Here is a 22,168-nt window from a genome sequence, read left to right as displayed (position 1 = left end):
AGCTAAGCTAGAAGCCATTGCGGAAAGTTTCGTTCCGCGATTGCGGGCAAGGTGGAATCCATGGCGGAAACTTCGGCGAGACTGCTGCGACTCCTGTCGCTCATGCAGGCCAGGCGCACCTGGACGGGCCCGGAACTGGCGGAGAGGCTCGACGTCACGACCAGGACCATCCGGAACGACGTCGAGCGGCTCCGTGGCCTGGGCTACCCGGTCGACGCCACACCCGGCGTGTCCGGCGGGTACTCCCTGGGTGCTGGCGCAGCCATGCCGCCACTGCTGCTCGACGACGAAGAAGCCGTCGCGGTGGCGATGGGCCTGCGGACGGCCGCGGGCGGCACGATCGCCGGGATCGAAGAGACCTCGGTGCGCGCACTGGCGAAACTGGAGCAGGTGCTGCCGTCGCGGCTGCGGCATCGCGTCGAGGCGCTGAATTCCGCGACGCTCGCCGTGCAGGGCGGCGGCCCCACCGTCGACTCCGAGGTGCTCGCGGTCCTCGCCGGCGCCTGCCGCGATCGCGAGACCCTGCGGTTCGATTACTTGGGGCACAACGGATCCGAGACGCGTCGGCAGGTCGAGCCACATCGCGTCGTGCACATGAGCCGCCGGTGGTACCTCGTCGGCTGGGACGTCGACAAGCAGGACTGGCGCACGTTCCGGGCGGATCGGGTGCGCCCGCGGACCCCCAACGGGCGGCGCTTCGAGCAACGCGAACCACCCGAAGGCGGTGTCGTCGCCTACTTGCAGCGTGGGGTGGGCTCGGCGCTGTGGCGGCACCACGCGACGATCCGGCTGCACGCTCCGGCGGCCGAAGCGGCGGCCAAGGTCCCGCCCGCCGTCGTCGTCGAAGCCGTCGACGAGCGGACCTGCCTGCTCAAAGCCGGTGCGGACACGCTGGAGTACTTGGCGCTCTACCTCGGCCTGCTCGACGCCGACTTCGACATCGTCGATTCACCGGAGTTCGCCGGTCACCTGCGCAAACTGATCGGCCGGTTCAGCCGCGCGGTGGACGCTTGACGTCGAAGACCAGCTCCGGGCGCTCCCAGGTGATCTTCGGCGGGCTGGGCGGCACGACACCGGCACGGCGTGCGCCCATCCGCTCGTAGAACCCGGTGGCGGGCGGATGGGAGACGACGCGGACCTCGGCCATGCCGAGGTCCGCGGCCTGCCCGAGCATGTGCTCGACCAGCCACGCGCCGATGCCCGTGCCCTGGGCCGAATCGGCGACGAACAACAGGTCCAGCTCGGCCGGGTACTCGATCAGGCTGTAGAAACCGACCACGTCCCGCTGCGCGTGCGCGACGAACGCGGGATGGGTGGCGAGGTAGTCCTCGGTGACCCGGTAGTCCTCGAGAATCGACGCGTACTCCCCTTGATAGGCGGCCGATGCTTGCACCAGCGCTGTCACTCTGTCGGCGTCGGAGGCGCTTGCCCTGGAGATGCGGTAGCTCGTCACGTCGGCAGCTTAGAACGTCACACCGACACTTCTTGACCTCCAGTTAACTGAAGATATCAGGCTGGGTTCCGACAGCCGGGGAAACGAACTGGAGGAACGAGATGAAAGCGGCCGCGTTCACGGAAGCCGGTGGCCCGGAGGTGCTCCGGGTGCTGGAGCTGGAGGAGCCGCACGCCGGGGCGGGGGAGGTCCGGGTGCGGGTGAAGGCGGCGGGGGTGCAGCCGTACGACGCGGCCGTGCGGGCCGGATGGGAACCCGCGGGGCTCGAGCTGCGTTGGCCGCGTGTCCCGGGGAACGAGTTCGCCGGGGTCGTCGACGAGGTCGGTTCCGGGGTTACCGGCCTCGTCGCGGGGGCCGAGGTGCTCGGCTTCACCGCCGTCCAGGCGTACGCCGAGTACATCGTGGTGCCCGCGGAGAACGTCACGCCGAAGCCGCCGGAGATGCCCTGGGAGGTCGCGGGCGGTTTCACGGCCGGGACGCAGACGGCGTACCTGGCGCTGGACGCGCTGCGGGTCGCCCGCGGCGAGACGCTGCTGGTCCACGGGGCGGCGGGCGCCGTGGGCACGGCCGCCGTCCAGCTCGCCGTGCTGCGTGGCGCGCGGGTGATCGGGACGGCGAGCGAGGCGAACCAGGACTACGTCCGTTCCCTCGGTGCCGAGGCGGTGGTCTACGGCGACGGTCTCGCCGACCGGGTGCGTGCCCTCGCACCGTCGGGAATCGACGCGGCATTGGACGGGGCGGGCGGGGTCGCCTTCGACCTTTCACTCGAGCTGGTCGGCGATCCGGACCGTGTGCTCACCCTGGTCGACCACGCGCGGGCTCCTGAGCTGGGGGCGCGAGTGGTCACCGGAACGCGGTCGGCCGAGCGGCTGCGGATGCTGGCGTCGTTGTACGCCAAGGGAGAGCTGCGATTCCTGGTGCGGCGGACTTACCCGTTCGAGGAGGCCGCGGCGGCGCATCGGGAGATCGAGACCGGGCACGGGCGGGGAAAGGTCGTGCTGACCTTCTCCTAGGGGGCGGCGGCGTTTCCTGCTCCGGTCAGGGGCAGGAAACGCTGACGATCTTGATGGTCACTTTGGTCTTCGAGGACGGCGTCGAGAGGACGGAACGGTGCATTGTCACGCTGGTCCCGACAAAAGTGAGTGTTTCGGTGACCGTACCGGACTTGTCCCCGGTGATTTCGTAGGTCATCGAGCACATTCCGTGGCTCAGCATGGTTTCCGGGGTGCCTTTGTAGGACACGGCGGGTTCGCCGACCCAGACGCATCCGGCGGAACCGAAACATTGTTTGGAATGTGTCTTCGGCTCCAGGGTGAAATCGCCGGGCGTGAGCGGCGGCAGGCTGGTCGTCGTCGGCGCCACGTAGGCGGGCGGGGTCGTGCGCGTGGTGCGGTCTCGGGCTTTTCGTTGCCGAGCAGGACGAGGATCAAGGTCGTCGAGAGCGCGGCTATGGCGACGACGGCGCCGAGAATCCAAGGCCAGCGTTTGGGCTTTGCCGGGTACATGGCCGGGAAGAACTCGTTCGATCCGTGCGCAGTGTTACGTCGCCGCTGAGGCATTATCACCCACTAGTAGGAAATATGCGACTCCCGTTGTTGCTTAAAATTACGAACACGTGTTCGATTTCCGGGCGTATTATGGAGAGGTGCCCGAGACCTTCCTCCCTGAACTCCCGCAGGAGTTGTGGCGCGCCGGCAAGCTGGAGCTTGCCCATGGCGTGCGGCAGTTCTTGCAGGTGATGCGGGTGGCCTCCGCTGGTTTGGGGCGGTATTTGGCGGAGGTCGAGTCTCGGGGCGCGAAAGACTTGTTCGGGTATGGCTCGACGGCTGCGTGGTTTGCCGATGTGGCGGGCCTTTCTCGTGGTGAGGCCGGTCCGGTGGTGAAGCGGGCGATCGCGTTGAACCCGACGCGCGCTTTGGACGGGAGTGAGGTTCCGGCGGTCGCACCCGCCACTGCCGCGGTGGAGGCGGAGGGATTGGTCGGGAGTGAGCGGATCACCCAGATCCTGGAGATTCTCGCGAAGATCCCGGCTGACACGTCGGCGGAGGATCGGGAGAGTGCGGAGAAGATCCTCGGCAACCTGGCCCGGGATGCCGGGCCCCGGCAGTTGGCGGAGGCAGAGGCGAATCTGCTCGCGTGGCTCGATCCGGACGGGAACGAGCCGAAGGAGCCTGAGCCGAAGCAGCCACGCCGCGAGGTCACCATCGAGCGCCGCAAGGACGGCTTCTGGAAGCTCACCGGCCTCCTCGACGACGAAACCGGGGCCCGTACCGCCGCCGCTCTGGAGGCGTACGCGAAGCCACGGCCTGTCGACGAGTTCGGTCAGGCTGATCTGCGCATGAAATGCGAGCGTATGGGCGATGCTTGGGCCGAACTGCTGGATCTCGCGATCGCGTGCCCGGACCAGCCCGGGACCAGCGGCTACCGGACCCTCGTGCACGTGACCATCGGCCTTGAAGAGCTGAAATCCGGGATCGGGAAAGCCTGCCTCGACTTTGTCGGCGAAATGACCGCTCGCGACGCACGGATGGCCGCGTGCGACTGCCTGATGCTCCCCGTGGTCATGAACGCGGCCGGGGAGCCGCTGGATGTGGGACGGTTGAGACGGTTCGTCACCCCAGGACAACGCCGAGCCCTCAACATCCGGGACCGGGGCTGTGCGTTCCCAGGCTGTCATCGAAGACCGAGGAACTGTCACGCTCATCATATTGATCACTGGGCGGACGGCGGCCCGACCGATCTCCGGAACCTGGTGCTGCTGTGCGGTTTCCATCACCGTCTGATCCACCATGGCGACTGGCAAGTCCGGATGGCCGCCGATGGGTTACCGGAGTTCATCCCACCCCAGTACCTGGACCCGTTACGACGAACCCGGCGCAACACCCTCCACCGCGCCCCCGCCTAACCCGCATGACCCGAGGAGCCCGCCAGCCACACCGGCGACGGGCCCCTCACCATGCCTTCGAACGGCGGCTCCGCGTCTCGAGCCTCAAGAACCCCGCAGCTTCCTCACCACCCCGCGCACCACCAACGGCGCCACGATCGCCACGAACAACACCAGCGCCGCCCAGCCCCCGAAGCCGCCGAACCCGCCTTCGTCGTACGACGCCGGTGAGGCCTCCCGCCAGTTCTTCGAGCCGCCGCCCGCGGATTCCTCGTCGGGGCCCGCCGTCGCGGTCGCGGTCTTGTCGCTGACCGGACCCGCGCTGGGCCCCGAGGAGGCGCTGGGACCCGCGGCGCCCGGACCGGCCTTGGGTTTCCCGTCCGGGTTGATGATCCCGCCGGTCACCAGCGGGTCGGGCGGGCTGACCGCGCCGGCGCCGAGGCTGCCGCGGAAGGTCGGGTTGCCGCAGTTGTCCGCGTTCAGCTGCTTCGGCGGTTGCCCGGTGAGCCGCGAGTTGGAGTTCATGATCTCCTGCGACAGGTTCGGCGGCAGTGGCGAATAGCCGATCCGGGCCATGTTGATCTGGCCGTCGCAGGCGACATGTTCCAGGAAAGAGGTGATCGTCTCGGTCTTGCCGGGGTCGCCGTAGCCGCCGCGGCAGGTGTCGCGGCCGCTGGTGCACGGCATCATGACGTACGAGTACGCCGAGATCGGGTACGACTTCGGATCGGTGTTCGTGTAGACCCGGTCCAGTTTCTGGCTCAGGTCCGGCCGCAGTTCCGCGTGCTTCAACGCCGCCGCGATGTTCTCCGCGTAGGGCTGCGTGTACTGGCCTGCGCCGTTCTGCACCCACGCCGTCGGCACGTTGTGCCGTTGGGCGTAGGCGAACTCGTCGTAGCCGATGGAGAACGGGATGGTCGCGTTCTTCACGGCGGTCGCGATCTGGTCCGAGTCCGCGAGCAGCCGGTACCACTCGGCGTCCGGGCCCTGCCCGGGGAGCTGGATGGGGCGGACGCCCGCGGGCAGGTTTCCCATGCCGTTGCCGATGTTGCGGGCCACGAACCGGTTGTAGGCGTCGGGCGCGGCGTGCGCGATGAAGTCGTAGAACAACGCCGTCGTGCCCGATTGGCTGGTCCGGCCGACCAGGGTGATGGGCTGATCCGGCAGGGACTTCCCGCCGTTGGTCGCGGTGATGGCCGGGTCGCTCCAGCGGGTGATGTCCCGGCTGAAGATCCGGCCGATCGCCTCCCGGCTGAGGTGCAGGTAGTCGACGCGATTGCCGGCCTGGTCCTTGACGTTGTACATCAGCGCGATCGCGCCGGCGACGTCCGGGACGTACTGGTAGCCGCGGTTCTGCGCGGAGAGCCCACCGCCGCCCGCCGCGATGATCGAGGACACCTCGGCCTCGGTCCCGGCGAAGTCGACCGTCCGGTCGCCGAACTGGTTGACCCCGGCGGGTGAGCTGTTGGCCGAGTAGTTGATCGGGATACCGCGCGACTTCGCGCCGTTCTGCCAGTCGTTCATCGCCGGGCCGACATAGCTGGACCCGGAGCCGGTGACCGGGGTGAGCGCCGCCGCCCCGGGCGCGGTGGCCACGGAGACCAGCGACAGCAGCACCGTGACCCCGCCCAGCGCGGCCAGTCTCCGGATCATCCGAATCGCCCGTTCACGTAGTCGTGGGTGCGCTCGTCCGACGGCGCGTTGAAGATGGTGTCCGTCGGACCGTGCTCGATCACCCGGCCGGGTTCGTTCTCGGCCGCGAGGAAGAACGCGCAGTGGTCCGAAACCCGTTGGGCCTGCTGCATGTTGTGCGTGACGATCACGACCGTCACCTCGTGCCCGATCTCGGCGATGGTCTGCTCGATCCGCCGGGTCGACGTCGGGTCGAGCGCGGAGCAGGGCTCGTCCATCAGCAGCACGTTCGGTTGCACGGCGAGCGAGCGCGCGATGCAGAGCCGCTGCTGCTGCCCGCCGGACAGCGCGCCGCCGGGGGAGCTCAGCCGGTCCCGGACCTCGCGCCACAGCCCGGCCCGTTCCAGGCTCTGCTCGACGAGCGCGTCCTTGTCGCCGCATTTGACGCCGGCGAGCTTGAGCCCGGCCAGGACGTTGTCGCGGATGGACATCGCCGGGAACGGGTTCGGCTTCTGGAACACCATGCCGATGCGCAGTCGGACCTGCTGCGGACGGGTCCCGTCGGCGTAGATGTCCTTGCCGTCCAACAGGACCTCGCCGGTCAGCGACGCCGACGGCACCAGTTCGTGCATGCGGTTGAGGATGCGCAGGAAGGTCGACTTGCCGCAGCCGGACGGGCCGATGAGCGCGGTCACCTCCTTGGCGGGCATCCGCAGCGAAACCCCTTCGAGCACCAGGCGGTCACCGAACCAGGCGCCGATCTCCCGGGATTCGAGCTCCGCCGCGCCGGGCGGCGGACCACCGGTCAGTTCGACCAGCGGGCGCGCCGGACTGTCCACGTAGGACACTTCAGTGTCGGTCACCGGTTCTCCTGTGTCTTCACGGTGGTCTTCTTGGCCTTGCGCTTCGACCGGTCGCGGCCCACCACCCTGGCGATCGCGAACAGGCCGAAGATGAGCAGGATCAGCACGAGTGCGCCGATGTAGCCGCGCTGCTGGACGTTCTCCAGCGGCTGTTTGATGAACCGGTAGATGAACAGCGGAATGCTCTCCTGCGGATCGGAGAACGGATTGGCGTTCATCCCGAGCGCGCCGAACGACGTGAACAGCAGTGGCGCGGTCTCACCCGCCACCCGGGCGATGCCGAGGATCACGGCGGTCGTCACCCCGGTCCGCGCGGTCGGGAGAACCACGGACCACACCGTGCGGGCCCGGCTCGCGCCGAGTGCCAGCGACGCCTCGCGAAGGCCGTCCGGAACGAGCCGGAGCACCACGTCCACCGTCCGGGTCACGGTCGGCAGCATGACCATCGTCAGGGCCAGGGTGGCCATCATCCCGTTGTAGCTGAACAGTCCCACGCCCGCCTGGATGCCGGGGATGATCAGGGCCGCGTACACGAACAGACCGGCCACAATGGACGGAAGGCCGCTCATCGCGTCGACCATGATCCGCACCGGACGCCGGAACCGGGACCGCGTCTCGTTCAGGAACACCGCGGTGAGGACGCCCAGCGGTACCACCAGCACCAGGGTCAGCGCGGTCTGTTCGAGGGTGCCGACGACGGCGTGCAGACCGCCGGTCTCGGTCGCCGGATCGGTCGGCGCGACCGTGGACATGTCGTGGGTGAAGAAAGCGAGCCGAAGATAGGGCGCGCCTTCGGCGACGATGTAGATCAGCAGTGACAGCAGCGGGGCGAGCAGGACCAGCGCCCCGGTGACGACGACGGTGGACACGAGCCGGTCCGACGCCGCGAGCCTGCCCAGCCTGTCGCGGGTGACCAGGTAGAGCATCGCCAGGTAGAGCAGGTACGCGACGATCAGGTCGGCCAGCCAGCCGGGGGAGTCCAGCAGCAGATGCATGACGAACCAGGTCAGCAGGGTGGCCGACACCGCGCAGCCGATCGCCGCGAGCCGGTCCTGCCTGGTGGTCTCCGACGGACGCCGTTTGACGAGCTTGCGCGGGGCGGGCGCGACGGGGGGAGTCAGGGTCGCGGTCACGCGTCCACCCCCGCACCCGAACGGCTCTTGGAGATGATCACCGACGCGGTGAAGTTCGTCGCCAGGGTGAAGACGAACAGCACCAGCCCCGCCGCCATCAGGCCGGACAGCGCGAGCCCGGACGCGCCGGAGTTGTTGGCGATGAACCCGGAGATCGTCGCGCCGCCGAACTGGAGGATGTGCTTCGTGATCTCCGGAACCTGGGGCAGCAGCAGGGAAACGGCGATCGTCTCGCCGAGCGCGCGGCCGAGCCCGAGCATCGAACCGCCGATGATCCCGCCTCGCCCGAACGGCAGCATGACGGTTTTGACCATGCCCCAGCGGGTGCTGCCCAACGCGAGCGCCGCCTCCTTCTCCCCGGGCGGTGTCTGCGCGAACACCTCCCGGATCACCGACGTCGTGATCGGGAGGACCATCAGCGAGACCACCAGTCCCGCGATGAACATCGACTGGATGTACAGCGCGTTCTCCTTGTCGGAGAACAGCGGGAACCAGCCGAGGTTTTCGGTCAGCCACACCGAGATCGGCATGATCTGCGGGCCGAGGAAGGCGAAGCCCCACAAACCGTAGAGCAGGCTCGGGATCGCCGCGAGCAGGTCCACCAGCCCGGTCAGGAACCCGCGGATCTTCCCGCTGGAGTACTCGGTGATGAACAGCGCGGCCAGGATGCTCAGCGGGACCGCGATCAGGACCGCGATCAGCGCGACCACGATCGTCCCGTAGAGCAGGCCGAGCACGCCGAGTACACCCGAGGCCGGGTCGAACCGGATGGTGGCGAAGAAACCGAAACCGGCGGTGTCGAAGGCGGGCCCGGACCGGTAGACGAGGAAGAAGCCGATGACCACGAGGATCGCCAGCATGGTCAGCCCGGCACCGGTGGTGACCCGGCGGAACGCGCGGTCGGCCCGCGACAGGACTTCGGTGATCGCCCGCCGCACCGGGGCTCCCGGTGGGGACGGGTCGGGCCGGGGTGGCGCGACGGTCACGAGCGGCCTTCCTTCGTGTTGGCAAGTAAAGGAGTTCAGGGCACACCACGTCGCCCCTCGATGCGGCCAGTATGTGGTGCCCGTGGCCGGGAAAGGTGTCCGCACGGGGAACGCCCGACGGGGCGTGTGTGAATCAGTGCGGGCATACGGTCCCGGCCCGTTGACCCCGAACGGGTGATTCGGGGACGTTGGGTCGCGTGAAATCTGGGGAGCCGTCCATGGTCCTGGTCCGCGCGAGACGAGTCGGGATCCTGCTGATCTGCGGGATGCTGGCGGTCGCCGGCGTGTCCGTTCCCGCCGCGCAGGCACAGCCGCCCGACAATCCGAAGTACCGGCTCAAGACCGAGCCCGCCGATCTCTCGGCGGTCCAGAACGGCGACCCGCTGCGGATCACGCTTTCGGGCCTGCCCAAGGGGGCGCGGGCGAAGCTCGTCATCTGCCCGAAAGACGTGCCGGACAATTTGATGAAGAAGGTCTACGTCCCGCCGTGGCCGAAGGACAGCACGCTTCTCACCAGGGTGCAGTCCTACTGCCAGGACGAGTTCGGCGACGAATTCGCCGGGAAGAACGCGGGCATGCAGTCGATGGAAAGGGTGCGGAGCAGCACGACCGGGGACGTCGTCTTCGACACGACGATCCCGCGCGGCACTTTGCGGCCGCACGCCGTTGCCTGGGACCCGCTTTACACCACTTATGAGAAAGCGGTGAATCCCGGGGACAAATTCCCCAAGGTCCCGTGGGCGGACAATCCGCTGGTCGTCGATCCGGTGACCGGTGCGAAGACCAGGCGGCAATTCTCCTTCACCTGCGACGAGAACAATCCGTGCAGCGTCACGATCCAGATCACCGCGCAGGACGCGGCGGGCAAGACCGTGACCTGGGTCGACGACTCGATCAAGTTCACCCCTTACCTGCCGGGCATCGGGGTCAAGGGCTGCCAGGGGATCGGCAGGAACACGCTCGACGCCAGCATGCCGGAACGGCTCGGGCGGGCCGCGGTCGCCTGGAACCAGGCGATCTGCGCTCCGACGAAGGCCGACCAGCCCACCAACATCGTGAGCGAGACCGAGGACACCGGGCTGACCGCGTTCGACAAGGGCGCCTCCGATCTCATGATCACCGGAAGCGGGAGCGCGCTGGCCGCGCAGACCGTCCGGTCCAGGGAGTACGTCCCCGTCGGCGTCAACGCGGCGGTGATCGCCGCGGTCGGGTGGTCCCCGACCGACGTCAACGACGAAGGGAACCCCCTCGGCGCGAAGCTCGCCGGCACGATGGCGTTCACCAGCGCCGAGCTGGCGAACATGTTCACCAAGGGCGGGCAGAACCCCGACGCCGACGGCCGGGGCGGCATCTTCAAGAACGGGTCGCCGCTGGTCGGCCGCAACGCCGCGCTCTCGGCCATCAAGGACGGCCAGCCCACCGGCGTGGTCGCCGCGAACCGCCGCTCCGGGTACAACGGGAGTGCCGACTTCTTCGGGGTGACCGGGGAGTCGGGAGCGGGGACGGTTCCGCTCGCCTTGAGCAGGCTCCTCGCCGGGACCGCGCCGAAGGAGTGGGTCTTCCCGGCGCTCGGCAACGACTATTTCCTTGGGCTGAGCGGGAAGTCTCCCGGGGTGATCTCCGATCTGAGCGTGCTCGACCCCGGTCGGTCGCGGGTGAACAACGTCGACGCGAAGACCGGCCAGCTGGCGGTGCGCAAGACCGTGGACAACGCCGTCGCCGGGCGTGGCGCGGACTGCGACGGCGGCTGCGTGAACTGGGTGATCACCGATCTCGCGACGGCGACGATCAACCGCTGGACGCCGGTGGCGCTCCCGGACGGCAAGGGGAACTTTGTCGCGCCGAACGAGCAGAGCCTCCACGCGGCGGTCGACGCGATGAAGATCGGCCCCGACGGGACGGCCGAGGCCGGCACCGTGGCCAAGGACGGCGCGTACCCGCTCACCTTCGTCGAGTACATGGCCGTCCCGGTCAACCCGTTGATCGACGCGAACTGCAAGCCGATGAAGGAGAAGCAGGACAGGCTGAAGGCGTTCGCCGGTCTCGCGGCGGGCTACGGACAGGCGCTGCTTCCTCCCGGAATGGTCCGGTTGAGCTCCGGCCTGGCCGCGACCGCCTCCGAACGGATCGCCAAGATCGGCACCGGCACCGTCGAAAAGGCCTGTGAGGAAAAGGAAGAGGCGAAGAACCCGCCCCCGCCGGGAGCGAACGGTGTCACGCCCGCTGCCAACCCGTCGCTGGGCGGACCGTCCGGCGGACAGGGTTCGTCGGCCGGGACGCCGGTGACGGCCGCCGTCGGACCGGTTCCCGCGGTCGCCCCGACTCCGGAAAGCGTGGCGGCGGCGAAGAACCTCGCCGAGTCGATCAGCATCCCGAAGTTCGCCGGTGCCGGTGCGCTCGGCGCCCTGATCCCCTTGGTGGCCTTGGTGCTCCTGGCGACCCTCCCGTCCGCGACGGCGTACCTCGCGGCCGGGCGGCCGGTGCCGTCGTGGCTGACCAGGGCGCTGGCGATGCTGATCGGTCTCCTGCGTCGCAAGCCGTCGGGTGGCGTGGCGTGAGCGTCGAGGTCGAGGAGAGGCAGTTCCTGCGGTTCGGCCCCGGCTGGATCGGCGCGGTCGTGTTCGCCTGGCTGGTCACCACCCTGGTGGCGCTGGCGCTGGTCGTCTACGCGCTGGGCCCGATGCTGCAATCGGGCGATCAGCGGAAGGCGCTGACCGAGATCCGGGGCGAGATCGGGGTGGCGCTGGGCGCGAGCCAGAGCCTGTTCGGTGGCGGGCCGCCCGCCAAACCGGTCGAGTTCGGCAAGCCGGTGGCCGTCCTGGAGATCCCCGCCCTCAAGGTGCAGCAGGTGGTCATCGAGGGCGCGTCGAGCAGCGAGACGGCGTCCGGGCCCGGGCACGTCCCGGGAACGGCCGGGCTCGGCCAGCCGGGCAACGCCGTGATCGCCGGCCGCAACGCCGGATACGGCGGCCCGTTCGGCGCGCTCGACACGCTACAGCCGGGTGACGAGATCGTCGTCGCGACGACACAGGGCAAGTCCGTCTACCGGGTGACCGAGGCGGGCACGAGGACGCTGGACGAAGGTGCCGACTACGGCAAGACCCAGAACGACCGGCTGACCTTGGTGACGTCGGCGTCCTGGTGGCCGCTGGCCTCGGCCGAGGCGACGGTGGTGACCGCGGCCCTGGAGGGGAGGCCGTTCCGGCCCACCCCGCAGAACGGCCGGGCGGACGCGCAGGACGGCCGGACCGGCGACACGACCGCGTGGGCCGGGTTGGTCCTGGCCTTCGGCGGTTTCGTGGCGGCGGCGGCCGGGGCGACATTCCTTTATCGCCGGTGGCGTCCGGTTTCGACCTACGTCATCACCGGACCGGTACTGCTCACTCTGGCGTCGTTGGCGGCTTTGGCGCTTTGGCGACTCTTTCCGGCCTGGGCTTAGGTCCTGAGAGGGAGTTCGGTCTTTCCGGACTTCAGTTCCTTCTCACGATGTGGATCTTCGCCCGATACCGACTTTGGTCGGTGGACTCCTCACTGATAGCTCTTTAGATTCTCTCCATTGCACCCGATCAGGGGTAATTCATTCGGGCAACCGAAGGGATTCCTGTGACGGGGCGTCACGCCGTCAGCGCGCTTTAGCCGGAGTGCGCTGTGTTGCTGCAAAACAGGGAGAGTTCGATGAGCAGATTCAGCCGAGTGGTCACATGCTCGGTTCCGGTCGCGGTCGGCGCTTTGCTGCTGTCGACCGCGGTTTCCGGTGCCCAGCCGTCGGAGGAGGCACGCACGCAGACCGGGATCACCGCGCTGCAGAGCATCAAGAACAGCCTCACCCCGGCTGAGCGCAAGCAGTCGAGTCAGCTCGTCGTCGAAAAGCGCCTGCGCGCCGACAAGGGCCTGGCGGGCAAGCTGCCCGACTACCGGACTGGGCTGGGCGTCAGCGACGCCGGCACCGTCGCGGTGGACATCAAGGGCGCCGGACAGTCGCTGGTGGACGCTGTCAAGGCAGCGGGCGGCAGCGTCCGGTACGCCTCTCCCACCGGCGCGATCCGCGCCGACCTGCCCCTCGGCGCCGTCGACGCGATCGCCGGACGCGGGGACGTCGCCGAGGTCAAGGCCGCCTCCCAGGCGATGACCTGGAACGAGTCCGCGCCGCAGGACCGGCGCCAGGCCGCTGCCAAGAAGACCGCCGCCGCGCTCCAGGTCGCCGAGGGCGACAAGGCGCACGGCAACGACACCGCCCGCACCAAGTACGGCGTCACCGGCGCCGGGCAGAAGGTCTGCGTGCTCTCGGACGGCGTCAAGTCGCTCCAGGCGTCCCAGACCGCCGGCGAGCTCCCCGCCGTCGACGTCCTTCCCGGTCAGGCGGGCAGCGGTGACGAGGGCACCGCGATGCTGGAGATCATCCACGACATGGCGCCCGGCGCCACGCTCGGTTTCGCGACCGCGTTCACCAGCGAGCAGAGCTTCGCCGACAACATCCGCGCGCTCCGTACCACGGGCAAGTGCACGATCATCGTCGACGACGTGTCCTACTTCGACGAGTCGCCGTTCCAGGACGGCCCGGTCGCGCAGGCCGTCAACGACGTGACCGCGGCGGGCGTGCTCTACTTCTCCTCCGCGGGGAACTCGGGCAACCTGACCGACGGCACCAGCGGCTACTACGAAGGCGATTTCCGCGGCTCCACCAGCAAGATCTCCGGGATCACCGGGACGCCGCACGACTTCGACCCGAGCGGTACGACCCAGCTGTACAACGCGCTTTCGCCGAACTCGGTCGGCCGCTACGTCACCCTGTTCTGGTCCGACCCGTGGGGCAAGGCCACCAGCGACTACGACCTGTTCGTCCTGAACTCGTCCGGTTCGGTCGTCGCCTCCAGCGAGAACGCGCAGAACGGCACCCAGAACCCGTACGAGATCGCCCAGGTCCCGGCCAGCGGCTCGGGCTTCAAGGTCGCCGTCGTCAAGTACAGCGGCTCCGACCGGTTCATCGCGCTGAACGTGATCCGCGGCCGCTTCGTCGCCTCCGGCTCGCTGAAAGCCTTCAGCACCAACGGTGTCACCTCCGGCCACTCGGCCGCGGTCAACGCCTTCAGTGTCGCGGCCGCCCCGGCCGCCGGTGCCTTCGGCCGCGCGCTCGAGACCGGTGACCCGGCGAACCCGGCCGGTCCGTTCCCCGGCCTGTTCACCGCCGCCAGCAAATGGGAGCGGTTCACTTCGGACGGTCGCCGTCACCAGTTCTACAACCCGGACGGTTCGGTGATCACCCCCGGCAACGTGTCCTCGACCGGTGGTGCGACGCGGAACAAGCCGGACATCACCGCGGCCGACGGCGTCGCGACCTCGGTGACCGGCTTCCAGCCGTTCTTCGGGACCTCCGCCGCCGCGCCGAGCGCCGCCGCCATCGCGGCGCTGCTCAAGCAGGGCAAGCCCGCCGCGACCCAGGCGGAGATCCGGAACGCGCTGACCTCGACCGCGATCGACCTCGGCGCCCCGGGCTTCGACCCGGTCACCGGGGCAGGCGTGATCATGACCGACCCGGCGCTCGCCGCGCTGGGCGTCGCTCCCAAGTAAACGGTTCTCAATCAAGGAAAACGGCCCGGCGCACGCGCGCCGGGCCGTTTTCTGTCATTCAGGAGCTTCAGGACTTGACGCAGGACAGGCCGTTCGGGCCCGACACGGTCAGGAAGCCGTACCGCTGGATCGTGGTGGCGAGCTGGCCACCGCACAGCGGGCTGGCGGTCGAGGCCGAGTCACCGGCGTCGAAGCCGACGGCGCGCTTGGCCTGGTCGTAGCTGGGGGTGCGGGAGTCGACGACGTTGTAGACGCTGCGCGAGCCCAGGAACGCCGTGGTGAACGCCGGGGTGTAGCTGCCGGCCGAACCGGAGACCGGGGAGCCGTTGAAGCCGGCACCGGTCAGCGGGTTGACGGTGAAGCCCGCGCGCTTGTCGGCGGTCACCGCGTTGCCCTGCGCGATCCACTGGGCGATGGAGAACGGCGCGATGGCGGTGGCGCGGTCGGCGGCCGGGATGGAGTTGCCGTCGTGCTCCTGGAACCGCTTGACGGTGACCGGCTTGGTGGTCGGGTCGAAGCCGAGGACGGTGCCGGTGAAGAAGCTCAGCGTGCCGGAACCGGTCTGCGGCAGGTAGACCGCGATGGGGGAGTTGGCGCCGCCGACCTGGTTCCAGTTGGTGATGGAACCGTCGTAGATGCCGCGCAGCTGCGCCAGCGTCAGGGTCAGGCCCGCGCCCGAACCGGTGGCCGAGGACGACCAGGTGACACCGTCGGTGGCGAACGCGAAGAACTCGAAGCTGGCGGGGTCGGACGAGCTGCGGGCCGAGGACGACCGCGCGATGTCGATCTTGCCGTCGCCCGCTTCGGCCGAGGCCTTCAGCGCGGCCTTGCCCTGCGACGAACCGTTCGGCACCGGGACACCGCCGCTGCCGTAGGTGACCGCGTCGGCGAACGGGTCGGCCGGGACGGTGAACGTCTGGCCCGCGGCCAGCACCGGCGGCACGTTGACGTAGTTGTCGGGGTCGGTGTTCCAGGCCGCCTTCGCCGCCGCGCTGTTGGCGTTGGCCAGGATCGCGCCGGTGATGTCGACGGTGGTGTCCGAGCCCGCCGCGGCGATGACCTCTTCGAGGCCGTTGGCCGGGGCGACCGCCGAGGCGGTGCCGGTCAGGGTGAGGCAGGCACACGCGGCGATCGCGGTGGCGCCGAGAAACCGAGTGGTACGAGCACGCATCTTGTTTGCACTCTTTCTCTAGTCCCCAAGTCGTCACGGGATTCCGTGACTTGGCACAATCCTCGCTCCGCAACACTGTCCGGCGACGGTGCTTCGCCTTCCCGCCCGACGTCCTGATGGTTAATCTCCGGGGAACGCACTTTCCGTGATCGATCGTCACGGGGAACGATTCGGTGAATGTCCGCCGGAATCGCGACGGTATTTCCGGCGCCAATCGGCTATGGTCTCGATTCCTTCGCCGATGGCCGCCTCGGTGGTGGCCGACCGGAACCGGTCGAGTCCGCGCTGCGCCTCGATGCGCCGTCCGTACGCATGGGTGGCGATCGCGACGACCCGGTCGCCGGTATGCAGCCGCCAGCGCCAGCGGCCGCCGCTGAGATGGCTGAAATCGCTGGTCAGCTCGGAAATGTTCGTGCTGAGCCAGGCGATCGCGACAAGGCATTCCTCGGCTCGTGGATAGTCGGCGGGGGCGGAACCCAGCGACACGTTGTTGCCGCCGAGCAGTCGCCATCGCATGGTCTGTTCGCCGGTCTGGACCAGCTGGAAGCGTGGATTCTTCTTCACCGTTCGGCACTCCGTCGGCGGAGTGAACGGTGTGAATTCCCCCTGGGCACATCCGGTGAATCGCCTCGATGTGGTGAAGGGGTTACCGGTTTTCCTTAAGGCGCGACGGCCGCCGGGTGAACGTTTTGCCCCGGCGGCGGCGCGCTAGCCTGAACGGACGCGGGTAATCGGAAAACAATCACCGAGCCGGATCGGTCCGGCACGGTCTGCGAGGAGGATCGATGGGCAACGGCAGGACCGCGGTCGTCACCGGGGCGGGTTCCGGGCTCGGCAGGGAGATCTCCCGTGCGTTACTCGGCGCCGGTTACCGGGTCGCGCTCGCCGGCCGCCGCGCGGACGCGCTGGCGGAGACCGCCGCGGGGGACGCGAAAGCGCTTCCGGTGCCCACCGACGTCGCCGACCCCGATTCCGTCGCCGCGTTGTTCGAGACGGTGCGCGCCGAGTGGGGACGGCTGGATCTCCTGGTGAACAACGCGGGCGTGTCGGTGGGCGGGACCGTCGACGAACTGTCCTTCGCGGACTGGAAACGCACCGTCGACACCAACCTGACCGGGATGTTCCTGTGCGCGCAGCAGGCCGTGCGGCTGATGAAGGCGCAGGACCCGCGTGGCGGCCGGATCGTCAACAACGGCTCGATCTCCGCGCACGCCCCGCGGCCCGCGTCCGTCGCCTACACCGCGACGAAACACGCGGTCACCGGGCTGACGAAGTCGATCTCCCTGGACGGCCGGGCCTGGAATGTCGCGTGTGGACAGATCGACATCGGCAACGCCGCCACCGAGATGACGCTGAAGATGGCCGACGGCATCCCGCAGGCGGACGGCGGCGTCAAGGCCGAGCCGACCTTCGACGCCCGGCACGTCGCGGACGCCGTGCTGTACATGGCCGGGCTGCCGCTGGACGCGAACGTGCAGTTCCTGACCGTCACGGCGACCGCGATGCCGTACATCGGGCGGGGTTAGGGCGGCTGAAGGGGACTTTCCCCTCGTCTCACGCGGTGAAGGGCGCTTTCCCCACATCGCATGCGGGGAAAGTCCCCTTCAGCCTCACGGGATCACCTTGGCCTTCTTGAACTCGTCGAACAGCCGGAAGAACATCGACGAGGTCTCGGCGTACTCGTGGAAACCGGCCCGCCGGGCCTTCGAGCCGTCCGCGAACATGTCGTAGTCCCAGCCGAACACGAAGTCGGCGAAGCCCCACGACGACGAAACCGCGCTGTACGGAACTTCGAGGCCGTACTTCGCGGCGATCGAGGTCCAGAGTTCTTCCTTGTCCGCCATGACGACGTCCAGCGACATCGGCAGCGGCGGCGCCACCTCCAGGTCGAAGTAGCGCGCGATCTTCGGCCAGAGGTCGCTCCACCGGAACAGGTCGCCGTTCGCGATGTTGAACGCCTCGTTCTCCGCGCCCGTTGCCCAGACGGTGGCCTTCGCCAGCAGCCCGGCGTCGGTCATCTCCAGAAGGCTGTCATACGCGCCGGGCTTGCCGGGGAAGCGCAGCGGCAGCCCGAGTTCCTTCGAGATCGACGCGTAGACGGCGATGGCCAGCGCGAGGTTCATCGGATTGCCCAGCGCGGTCCCGCCGACCACCGACGGCCGGATCGCCGACCACGTCCAGGCCTTCCCTGCCTGCCGCCGCTCCAGGAACTGCTGCTGGTCCACATTGAACTCGGGCGGCATGTGCCCGGCGTCGTCCTCGCGCGCGGGGGTCTTGAACGGGCCGAGGTGGGCGCCGTAGACCTTGTAGCCCTGCATGAGGCTGACGTGGCGGAGGCCGGGCGCGGCGGGCTCGATCGCGTCGACCAGGTTGGTCAGCATCGCCAGGTTCGGCGGGACGAGCTCGGCCCAAGTCGGCTTGTCGACATAAGCCGCGTAGAACACGTGCGTGACGTCGTCCAGGCCGCCGAGCTTCGCGCGGGTGTCGTCCGCGTCGAGCAGGTCGACGGCGATCTGGCCGGGGCCGCCGCGCCGGGACAGGCCGATGACCCGCCAGCCGGGCCGGCTCTCCAGGTGTTCGATCAGGTTCTTGCCGATGACCCCGTTGGCCCCGGCGACCAGGGCGACCTTGCGTTCTTCGTTCATGTCACCGAGCCTGGACTCCTCGCGCGGATAAGTCCAAGACATAGATCTCACCGCTTCGATAAACTCTCTTCATGACCAGCTTGCGGCAGCTCGAATACCTGGTGACCGTCGTCGACACCGGCTCCTTCACCAGGGCGGCGGAGTTGCTGCACGTGACGCAGCCCGCGCTGTCCCACCAGATGCGCGCGCTGGAGAAGGGGGTCGGCGGCCCGCTGCTCGAACGCCTGCCGCGCAGTGTCCGGCTCACGCCGATGGGCCGCGCGATGCTCCCGCACGCCCGCGCCACCCTCGCCGACGCCGAACGCGCGCGGTGCGCGGCCCGGCAGGCGTCCGGGCTGGAAGCGGGCGAACTCCAGATCGCCACGGTCTACTCGGTCGGTATCGGTGTCCTGCCCACGGCGTTGCGGGTGTGGCGCCGGGAGCGGCCGGACGTCGACGTCCGCCTGGTGGAGTTCCGGCACGCGGACGAACTCCGGGACGCCATGGCGGCGGGGGAGGCCGACGTCGCGGTCGGCCCGGTCCCGCCGGGCTGGGACGGGCCGGTGCGCGAGCTCGGCACCGAGGAGTTCGTGGTCGTCCTGCCGATCGACGGGCCGCGCGAGGACGACGGCACCGGCGTCGTCGACCTCGCGACCCTCGCCGACTGCGCGTGGGTGCACTACGCGCCGGGCAACGGCCTGGCCGATCTCGTAGACCAGGCCTGCGCCGCGGCGGGATTCCAGCCGAGGGCCGCGGTCCGGACCGAACAGACCGCGGCCGCCCCGGTGCTCGCGGCGGCGGGGCTCGGTCCCGCGCTGGTCCCGGCCAACGTGCTGCCCGAAGGCTTCCACGGCCGCGTCCTTCGCCCCGAACCGGCGATCCGGCGCACGCTCGCCGCCTACTGCCGGAGCGCGCCCGACCCGCTGACGTCGGCCTTCATCGACGTCGTCGCGGGGAAGTGCACGCTCTGATCAGTGCAGGGAAACCGCCGACAGGTCCACGCCGCCGAACGTCGTCGCCGTGACGTCGCCCGCGCGCTCGGCCCACACGGCGTGCCCGTGCCCGGACCACAGCGGCGCGACCGGGAGATCACGCAGCAACTGGTTCTCCACCAGGCGATAGACCTCGCCGCTGTCGGCGGATTCGGTCTCCTCGGCCGATTTCAGCAGGTCGGCGAACCCGTCACTGGCGTAACCGGTGGTTTTCGCGATCTCGGAGAGCACTTCCTGCGGGCTCGGCGTCATCAGGCCGATATCGAGCGCGAACGGGCCCTGGCCGGGTTCCGGCGCGAGCGGGACACCGACGGCCTTGGTGACCTGGTCCGCCAGCGGTCGCAGCCAGTTCGCCTGGGACTGTCCGAAATGGACAGGTGTGGCGGGGAACTCGGCCTGGGTCAACAGGGATTTCCCGGCGCCGGCGTCGAACGTGCAGGGGCGGCAGGTGCTGCTGCGCTCACCGGGCGCGACGGCGGGCGGCAGGAGCGACTTCGCCGGGTCCACCTGCTTGCCGAGGACGCCTGCCTCCAGCGCGGCGCGATCGACACCGAGCGCGAAGCCGTGCCGGACCGTCGTGTCGGAGAAATGTGCCGCCGTCAACGGAAAGCCGAGGTAGGAGACGTTCGGGAGCGCCCACATCACGTGCCGCTGCGCGAAATCCGCGTGCATGGCCTCGTGGCGATCGCCCGGGACCACCGTGGAGAGATCGAGCTTCCCTGCCTTGACCTCGTCGTACTGCGCCGCCGCGTCCCCGGTCTTCAGCTCGATCACGCGCGCCTTGCCCGGCGCGTCCGCGACGCGGACCAGTGTGCCGCCGGACGGCTGCCAAGCGCCGTCCAGCCGGAACGGCCCGTTGCCGACGGGCCGCTGCGCGAACCCCGCCCAGTCGCGGGACGCCAGTGCCGACGCGGGCAGCGGGACCAGCGCGGGCGAGGAGAGCAGCGCCGGGGTCTGCCCGGACGGCCGGTCGAGCACGAGCCGGATGGTCAGCGGGTCCGGCGCGGTGATCTCCTTGGCCCGCAGGAGCTCCTTGACCACCCGCGACGCCTGCCACTGCTCCTGGCCGATCGTCTTCCAGGTGTCCACATAGGACTGCGCGGTCACCGGGGTGCCGTCGTGGAACTTCGCGCCGTCCTTGAGCTTGACCGTCCACGTCGTCCGGTCGGGGCTGGTGACCGATTCGGCCGCGCGTGGCGTCATTTTTCCCGTCGTCGGGTCGTAATCGCCCAGCGGCGTCCACAGTGCCCCGGCGAGCATCCGGCCGGATTGGTCGCGGATGTCGGCGGGCAGCAAGGTCGCCGGGGCGGCCAAGCCCACGCGAAGAACGTCCGGTGCGGGCGATTCGCCGGATTCCGTGCAGCCCGCCGCGACCAGGGCGGCGGCGAGGAGCGGGGCCAGAAGACGCAAGCGCATGGTCATGTCATAGCAGTCCCGGACCGACCAACGGCGGTTGTGCGGGCAAAGTGGTGATCATAGGGTGGGGTGACCAGCCTGGGAGGTTTCTGTGCGAGGAAACTGGTTGCTCCGTTCGTGCCTGGCGATCGCGACGGTCACCGTGACCCTGATCGCCACCGGCCTGCCCGCCGCCGCGTGCGGCGAGGAGGACAAGCCGGCGAGTGAGAAGGTCCGGGTCGCGGGGGCACCCGGCGCGGTGAAGAACGTCAAGGCCGTCGGCAACGTGCCCGACGCGCAAGGCGCCATCGCCATGGGCTTCCTCCAGTACGGGAATCGCGACGTCATGGCGGTTTCCGGCGAGTTCGGCCTGAAGGTCTACGACCTGACGAAGAACCCCACCGCGCCGAAGCTGATCGGCGAGGTCAGCCTGCCCGGACTGTGGGAGACCGAGGACACCGAGGTCGACGTCAAGCGCAAGCTCGTCTTCCTCGCGCGGGACCCGCGGGCCTTCGGCGGCACCACGCAGACCGGCGAGTCCGGCATCTACATCATCGACCTGAAGAACCCGGAAAAGCCGGCCATCCTGAGCTACACCAAGGTGCCCGCCGGCCACACGACCAGCTGTGTCGACGACTGCCGGTACCTCTGGACCGGCGGCCCGGCGAAGGCCGCGAACCAGCCCGCGGACTGGGGCGGCCGCCCGATCTGGGTGACCGACATCCGCGATCCGCGCAACCCGAAGACCGCCCCGGACCCGATCGAACTCGCGCGCAACGACGGCAAGACCGACTACGTGCACGACGTCCAGGTCGACGACGAGGGAGTGGCGTGGGTGTCCGGGCGCGGTGGTGTCCGCGGCTACTGGACCAGCGGCTATCACCGCGATCCCGTCCAGGGCAAGGTCCGCCGCGCGACCGCGTTCAACCCGGTGCCCTACGCGGGCGGCGGGATCGAGGAGACGGCGGCGCCGTCGAAGTTCATGCACAACAGCTTCCACCCGGCGGGGCACCGTTCGGCCGACGGCGCGGACTCGAACCGCTGGCACGGCCGCGACCTCATCTACGCCACCGAAGAGAGCTTCCTCGACGGCTGTGCCGGTGACGGCGTTCTGACGATCTCGTCGCTGCAGAACTCGTACAACGGCGAAGGCTGGCGTTCGACGCCGGAGAAGCCGTTCCGCCTCAAGTCCGTCGGCACCTGGAGCGTCGCCGGGCAGGAAGGCAGTGACCCGACGACGGGTGACTGCTCCGCGCACTACTTCGACGTCCGCGGCAAGGTCCTCGTGCAGTCGTTCTACACGCAGGGCACGCGGTTCCTCGACGTCAGCGACCCGACCGACCCGAAGCAGATCGCCTACTTCCGCCCCGCGGACGCCTCCGCGTGGGCGCCGTACTGGCACAAGGGTTATGTCTACGTCGCCGACAACACTCGCGGAATCGACATCCTGAAGCTCACCGCCTGAGT

19 protein-coding genes are annotated in these 22,168 nt (G+C 69.2%); 9 read left to right on the top strand and 10 right to left on the bottom strand.

The genetic code is table 11. The features are described from left to right. Nucleotides 1-60 precede the first annotated feature (60 nt). Nucleotides 61-1,014, top strand: coding sequence for a helix-turn-helix transcriptional regulator (locus B0293_RS34135; protein WP_005162371.1), 954 nt, complete (start codon nucleotides 61-63; stop codon nucleotides 1,012-1,014). Here B0293_RS34135 and B0293_RS34130 read toward each other — a convergent pair. Then, the gene (locus B0293_RS34130) at nucleotides 992-1,453 is read right to left on the bottom strand and encodes a GNAT family N-acetyltransferase (protein ID WP_039919074.1); all 462 of its coding nucleotides are present in this window, start codon (nucleotides 1,451-1,453) and stop codon (nucleotides 992-994) included. The genes B0293_RS34135 and B0293_RS34130 overlap by 23 nt on opposite strands. Nucleotides 1,454-1,554: 101 nt before the next feature. Here B0293_RS34130 and B0293_RS34125 point away from each other — a divergent pair, with 101 nt between their 5' ends. Next, nucleotides 1,555-2,466, top strand: a complete 912-nt coding sequence (locus tag B0293_RS34125) for an NADP-dependent oxidoreductase (protein ID WP_005162361.1) — start codon at nucleotides 1,555-1,557, stop codon at nucleotides 2,464-2,466. Nucleotides 2,467-2,491: 25 nt separating this feature from the next. Here B0293_RS34125 and B0293_RS34120 read toward each other — a convergent pair whose 3' ends face one another. Next, the gene (locus B0293_RS34120) at nucleotides 2,492-2,815 is read right to left on the bottom strand and encodes a hypothetical protein (RefSeq protein WP_005162359.1); all 324 of its coding nucleotides are present in this window, start codon (nucleotides 2,813-2,815) and stop codon (nucleotides 2,492-2,494) included. 283 nt (nucleotides 2,816-3,098) lie between these two features. Here B0293_RS34120 and B0293_RS34115 point away from each other — a divergent pair, with 283 nt between their 5' ends. Beyond that, complete coding sequence (locus B0293_RS34115; protein WP_039919107.1) at nucleotides 3,099-4,358, top strand: HNH endonuclease signature motif containing protein; 1,260 nt, start codon at nucleotides 3,099-3,101, stop codon at nucleotides 4,356-4,358. Between the two features lie 84 nt (nucleotides 4,359-4,442). Here B0293_RS34115 and B0293_RS34110 read toward each other — a convergent pair whose 3' ends face one another. The 4 genes from B0293_RS34110 to pstC are packed head-to-tail and all read right to left on the bottom strand — an operon-like array spanning nucleotide 4,443 to nucleotide 8,951. Beyond that, complete coding sequence (locus B0293_RS34110; RefSeq protein WP_005162355.1) at nucleotides 4,443-5,990, bottom strand: substrate-binding domain-containing protein; 1,548 nt, start codon at nucleotides 5,988-5,990, stop codon at nucleotides 4,443-4,445. Further along, nucleotides 5,987-6,787 carry a phosphate ABC transporter ATP-binding protein gene (locus tag B0293_RS34105; protein WP_407640114.1) on the bottom strand — a complete coding sequence of 267 codons (801 nt, stop codon included), beginning with the start codon at nucleotides 6,785-6,787 and terminating at the stop codon, nucleotides 5,987-5,989. Before B0293_RS34105 ends, B0293_RS34110 begins: the two co-directional genes overlap by 4 nt. Before the next feature lie 41 nt (nucleotides 6,788-6,828). Next, a complete protein-coding gene (pstA, locus tag B0293_RS34100; RefSeq protein WP_005162351.1) occupies nucleotides 6,829-7,965 on the bottom strand; it encodes a phosphate ABC transporter permease PstA in 1,137 nt (378 codons plus the stop codon). Next, nucleotides 7,962-8,951: a phosphate ABC transporter permease subunit PstC gene (pstC, locus tag B0293_RS34095; RefSeq protein ID WP_005162347.1), complete on the bottom strand. Its 990-nt coding sequence runs from the start codon at nucleotides 8,949-8,951 to the stop codon at nucleotides 7,962-7,964. Before pstC ends, pstA begins: the two co-directional genes overlap by 4 nt. A 218-nt stretch (nucleotides 8,952-9,169) precedes the next feature. Between pstC and B0293_RS34090 the strand changes: the two genes are divergently transcribed. The 3 genes from B0293_RS34090 to B0293_RS34080 all read left to right on the top strand — a co-directional run bounded on the left by B0293_RS34090 (nucleotide 9,170) and on the right by B0293_RS34080 (nucleotide 14,519). Then, complete coding sequence (locus tag B0293_RS34090; protein WP_005162344.1) at nucleotides 9,170-11,509, top strand: hypothetical protein; 2,340 nt, start codon at nucleotides 9,170-9,172, stop codon at nucleotides 11,507-11,509. Further along, nucleotides 11,506-12,390, top strand: coding sequence for a sortase (locus tag B0293_RS34085; RefSeq protein ID WP_005162327.1), 885 nt, complete (start codon nucleotides 11,506-11,508; stop codon nucleotides 12,388-12,390). Before B0293_RS34090 ends, B0293_RS34085 begins: the two co-directional genes overlap by 4 nt. Before the next feature lie 236 nt (nucleotides 12,391-12,626). After that, entirely contained in the window at nucleotides 12,627-14,519 is a 1,893-nt protein-coding gene (locus tag B0293_RS34080) for a S8 family serine peptidase (RefSeq protein ID WP_005162323.1), read from the top strand. A 67-nt stretch (nucleotides 14,520-14,586) separates the two neighbouring features. Here B0293_RS34080 and B0293_RS34075 read toward each other — a convergent pair whose 3' ends face one another. Beyond that, nucleotides 14,587-15,690, bottom strand: a complete 1,104-nt coding sequence (locus tag B0293_RS34075) for a substrate-binding domain-containing protein (RefSeq protein ID WP_005162321.1) — start codon at nucleotides 15,688-15,690, stop codon at nucleotides 14,587-14,589. Nucleotides 15,691-15,846: 156 nt separating this feature from the next. Further along, nucleotides 15,847-16,254: a YegP family protein gene (locus B0293_RS34070; protein WP_005162310.1), complete on the bottom strand. Its 408-nt coding sequence runs from the start codon at nucleotides 16,252-16,254 to the stop codon at nucleotides 15,847-15,849. 221 nt (nucleotides 16,255-16,475) lie between these two features. Here B0293_RS34070 and B0293_RS34065 point away from each other — a divergent pair, with 221 nt between their 5' ends. After that, complete coding sequence (locus B0293_RS34065) at nucleotides 16,476-17,216, top strand: SDR family oxidoreductase (RefSeq protein ID WP_005162300.1); 741 nt, start codon at nucleotides 16,476-16,478, stop codon at nucleotides 17,214-17,216. A gap of 84 nt (nucleotides 17,217-17,300) precedes the next feature. Here B0293_RS34065 and B0293_RS34060 read toward each other — a convergent pair whose 3' ends face one another. Beyond that, entirely contained in the window at nucleotides 17,301-18,335 is a 1,035-nt protein-coding gene (locus B0293_RS34060; RefSeq protein WP_039919072.1) for an SDR family oxidoreductase, read from the bottom strand. A gap of 71 nt (nucleotides 18,336-18,406) precedes the next feature. On the opposite strand from B0293_RS34060, the gene B0293_RS34055 reads away from it, so the two are divergent. After that, complete coding sequence (locus B0293_RS34055; RefSeq protein WP_005162296.1) at nucleotides 18,407-19,285, top strand: LysR family transcriptional regulator; 879 nt, start codon at nucleotides 18,407-18,409, stop codon at nucleotides 19,283-19,285. On the opposite strand, the gene B0293_RS34050 is transcribed toward B0293_RS34055, so the two are convergent. Beyond that, nucleotides 19,286-20,728: a peptide ABC transporter substrate-binding protein gene (locus B0293_RS34050; RefSeq protein WP_005162287.1), complete on the bottom strand. Its 1,443-nt coding sequence runs from the start codon at nucleotides 20,726-20,728 to the stop codon at nucleotides 19,286-19,288. It lies immediately after the preceding gene. Nucleotides 20,729-20,828: 100 nt separating this feature from the next. Between B0293_RS34050 and B0293_RS34045 the strand changes: the two genes are divergently transcribed. Then, nucleotides 20,829-22,166: an LVIVD repeat-containing protein gene (locus B0293_RS34045; protein ID WP_005162284.1), complete on the top strand. Its 1,338-nt coding sequence runs from the start codon at nucleotides 20,829-20,831 to the stop codon at nucleotides 22,164-22,166. Nucleotides 22,167-22,168: the final 2 nt, after the last annotated feature.

This window comes from Amycolatopsis azurea DSM 43854 (assembly GCF_001995215.1).
Lineage (GTDB): Bacteria > Actinomycetota > Actinomycetes > Mycobacteriales > Pseudonocardiaceae > Amycolatopsis > Amycolatopsis azurea.
Note: the sequence above shows the minus strand (reverse complement) of the source record. Positions and strands in the feature narration are given on the sequence as shown.

Coding starts and splice junctions, on each gene's coding strand:
- B0293_RS34135 (WP_005162371.1), top strand. CDS start 61: ATGGCGGAAACTTCGGCGAGACTGCTGCGACTCCTGTCGCTCATGCAG.
- B0293_RS34125 (WP_005162361.1), top strand. CDS start 1,555: ATGAAAGCGGCCGCGTTCACGGAAGCCGGTGGCCCGGAGGTGCTCCGG.
- B0293_RS34110 (WP_005162355.1), bottom strand. CDS start 5,990: ATGATCCGGAGACTGGCCGCGCTGGGCGGGGTCACGGTGCTGCTGTCG.
- B0293_RS34090 (WP_005162344.1), top strand. CDS start 9,170: ATGGTCCTGGTCCGCGCGAGACGAGTCGGGATCCTGCTGATCTGCGGG.
- B0293_RS34080 (WP_005162323.1), top strand. CDS start 12,627: ATGAGCAGATTCAGCCGAGTGGTCACATGCTCGGTTCCGGTCGCGGTC.
- B0293_RS34075 (WP_005162321.1), bottom strand. CDS start 15,690: ATGCGTGCTCGTACCACTCGGTTTCTCGGCGCCACCGCGATCGCCGCG.
- B0293_RS34065 (WP_005162300.1), top strand. CDS start 16,476: ATGGGCAACGGCAGGACCGCGGTCGTCACCGGGGCGGGTTCCGGGCTC.
- B0293_RS34060 (WP_039919072.1), bottom strand. CDS start 18,335: ATGAACGAAGAACGCAAGGTCGCCCTGGTCGCCGGGGCCAACGGGGTC.
- B0293_RS34055 (WP_005162296.1), top strand. CDS start 18,407: ATGACCAGCTTGCGGCAGCTCGAATACCTGGTGACCGTCGTCGACACC.
- B0293_RS34050 (WP_005162287.1), bottom strand. CDS start 20,728: ATGACCATGCGCTTGCGTCTTCTGGCCCCGCTCCTCGCCGCCGCCCTG.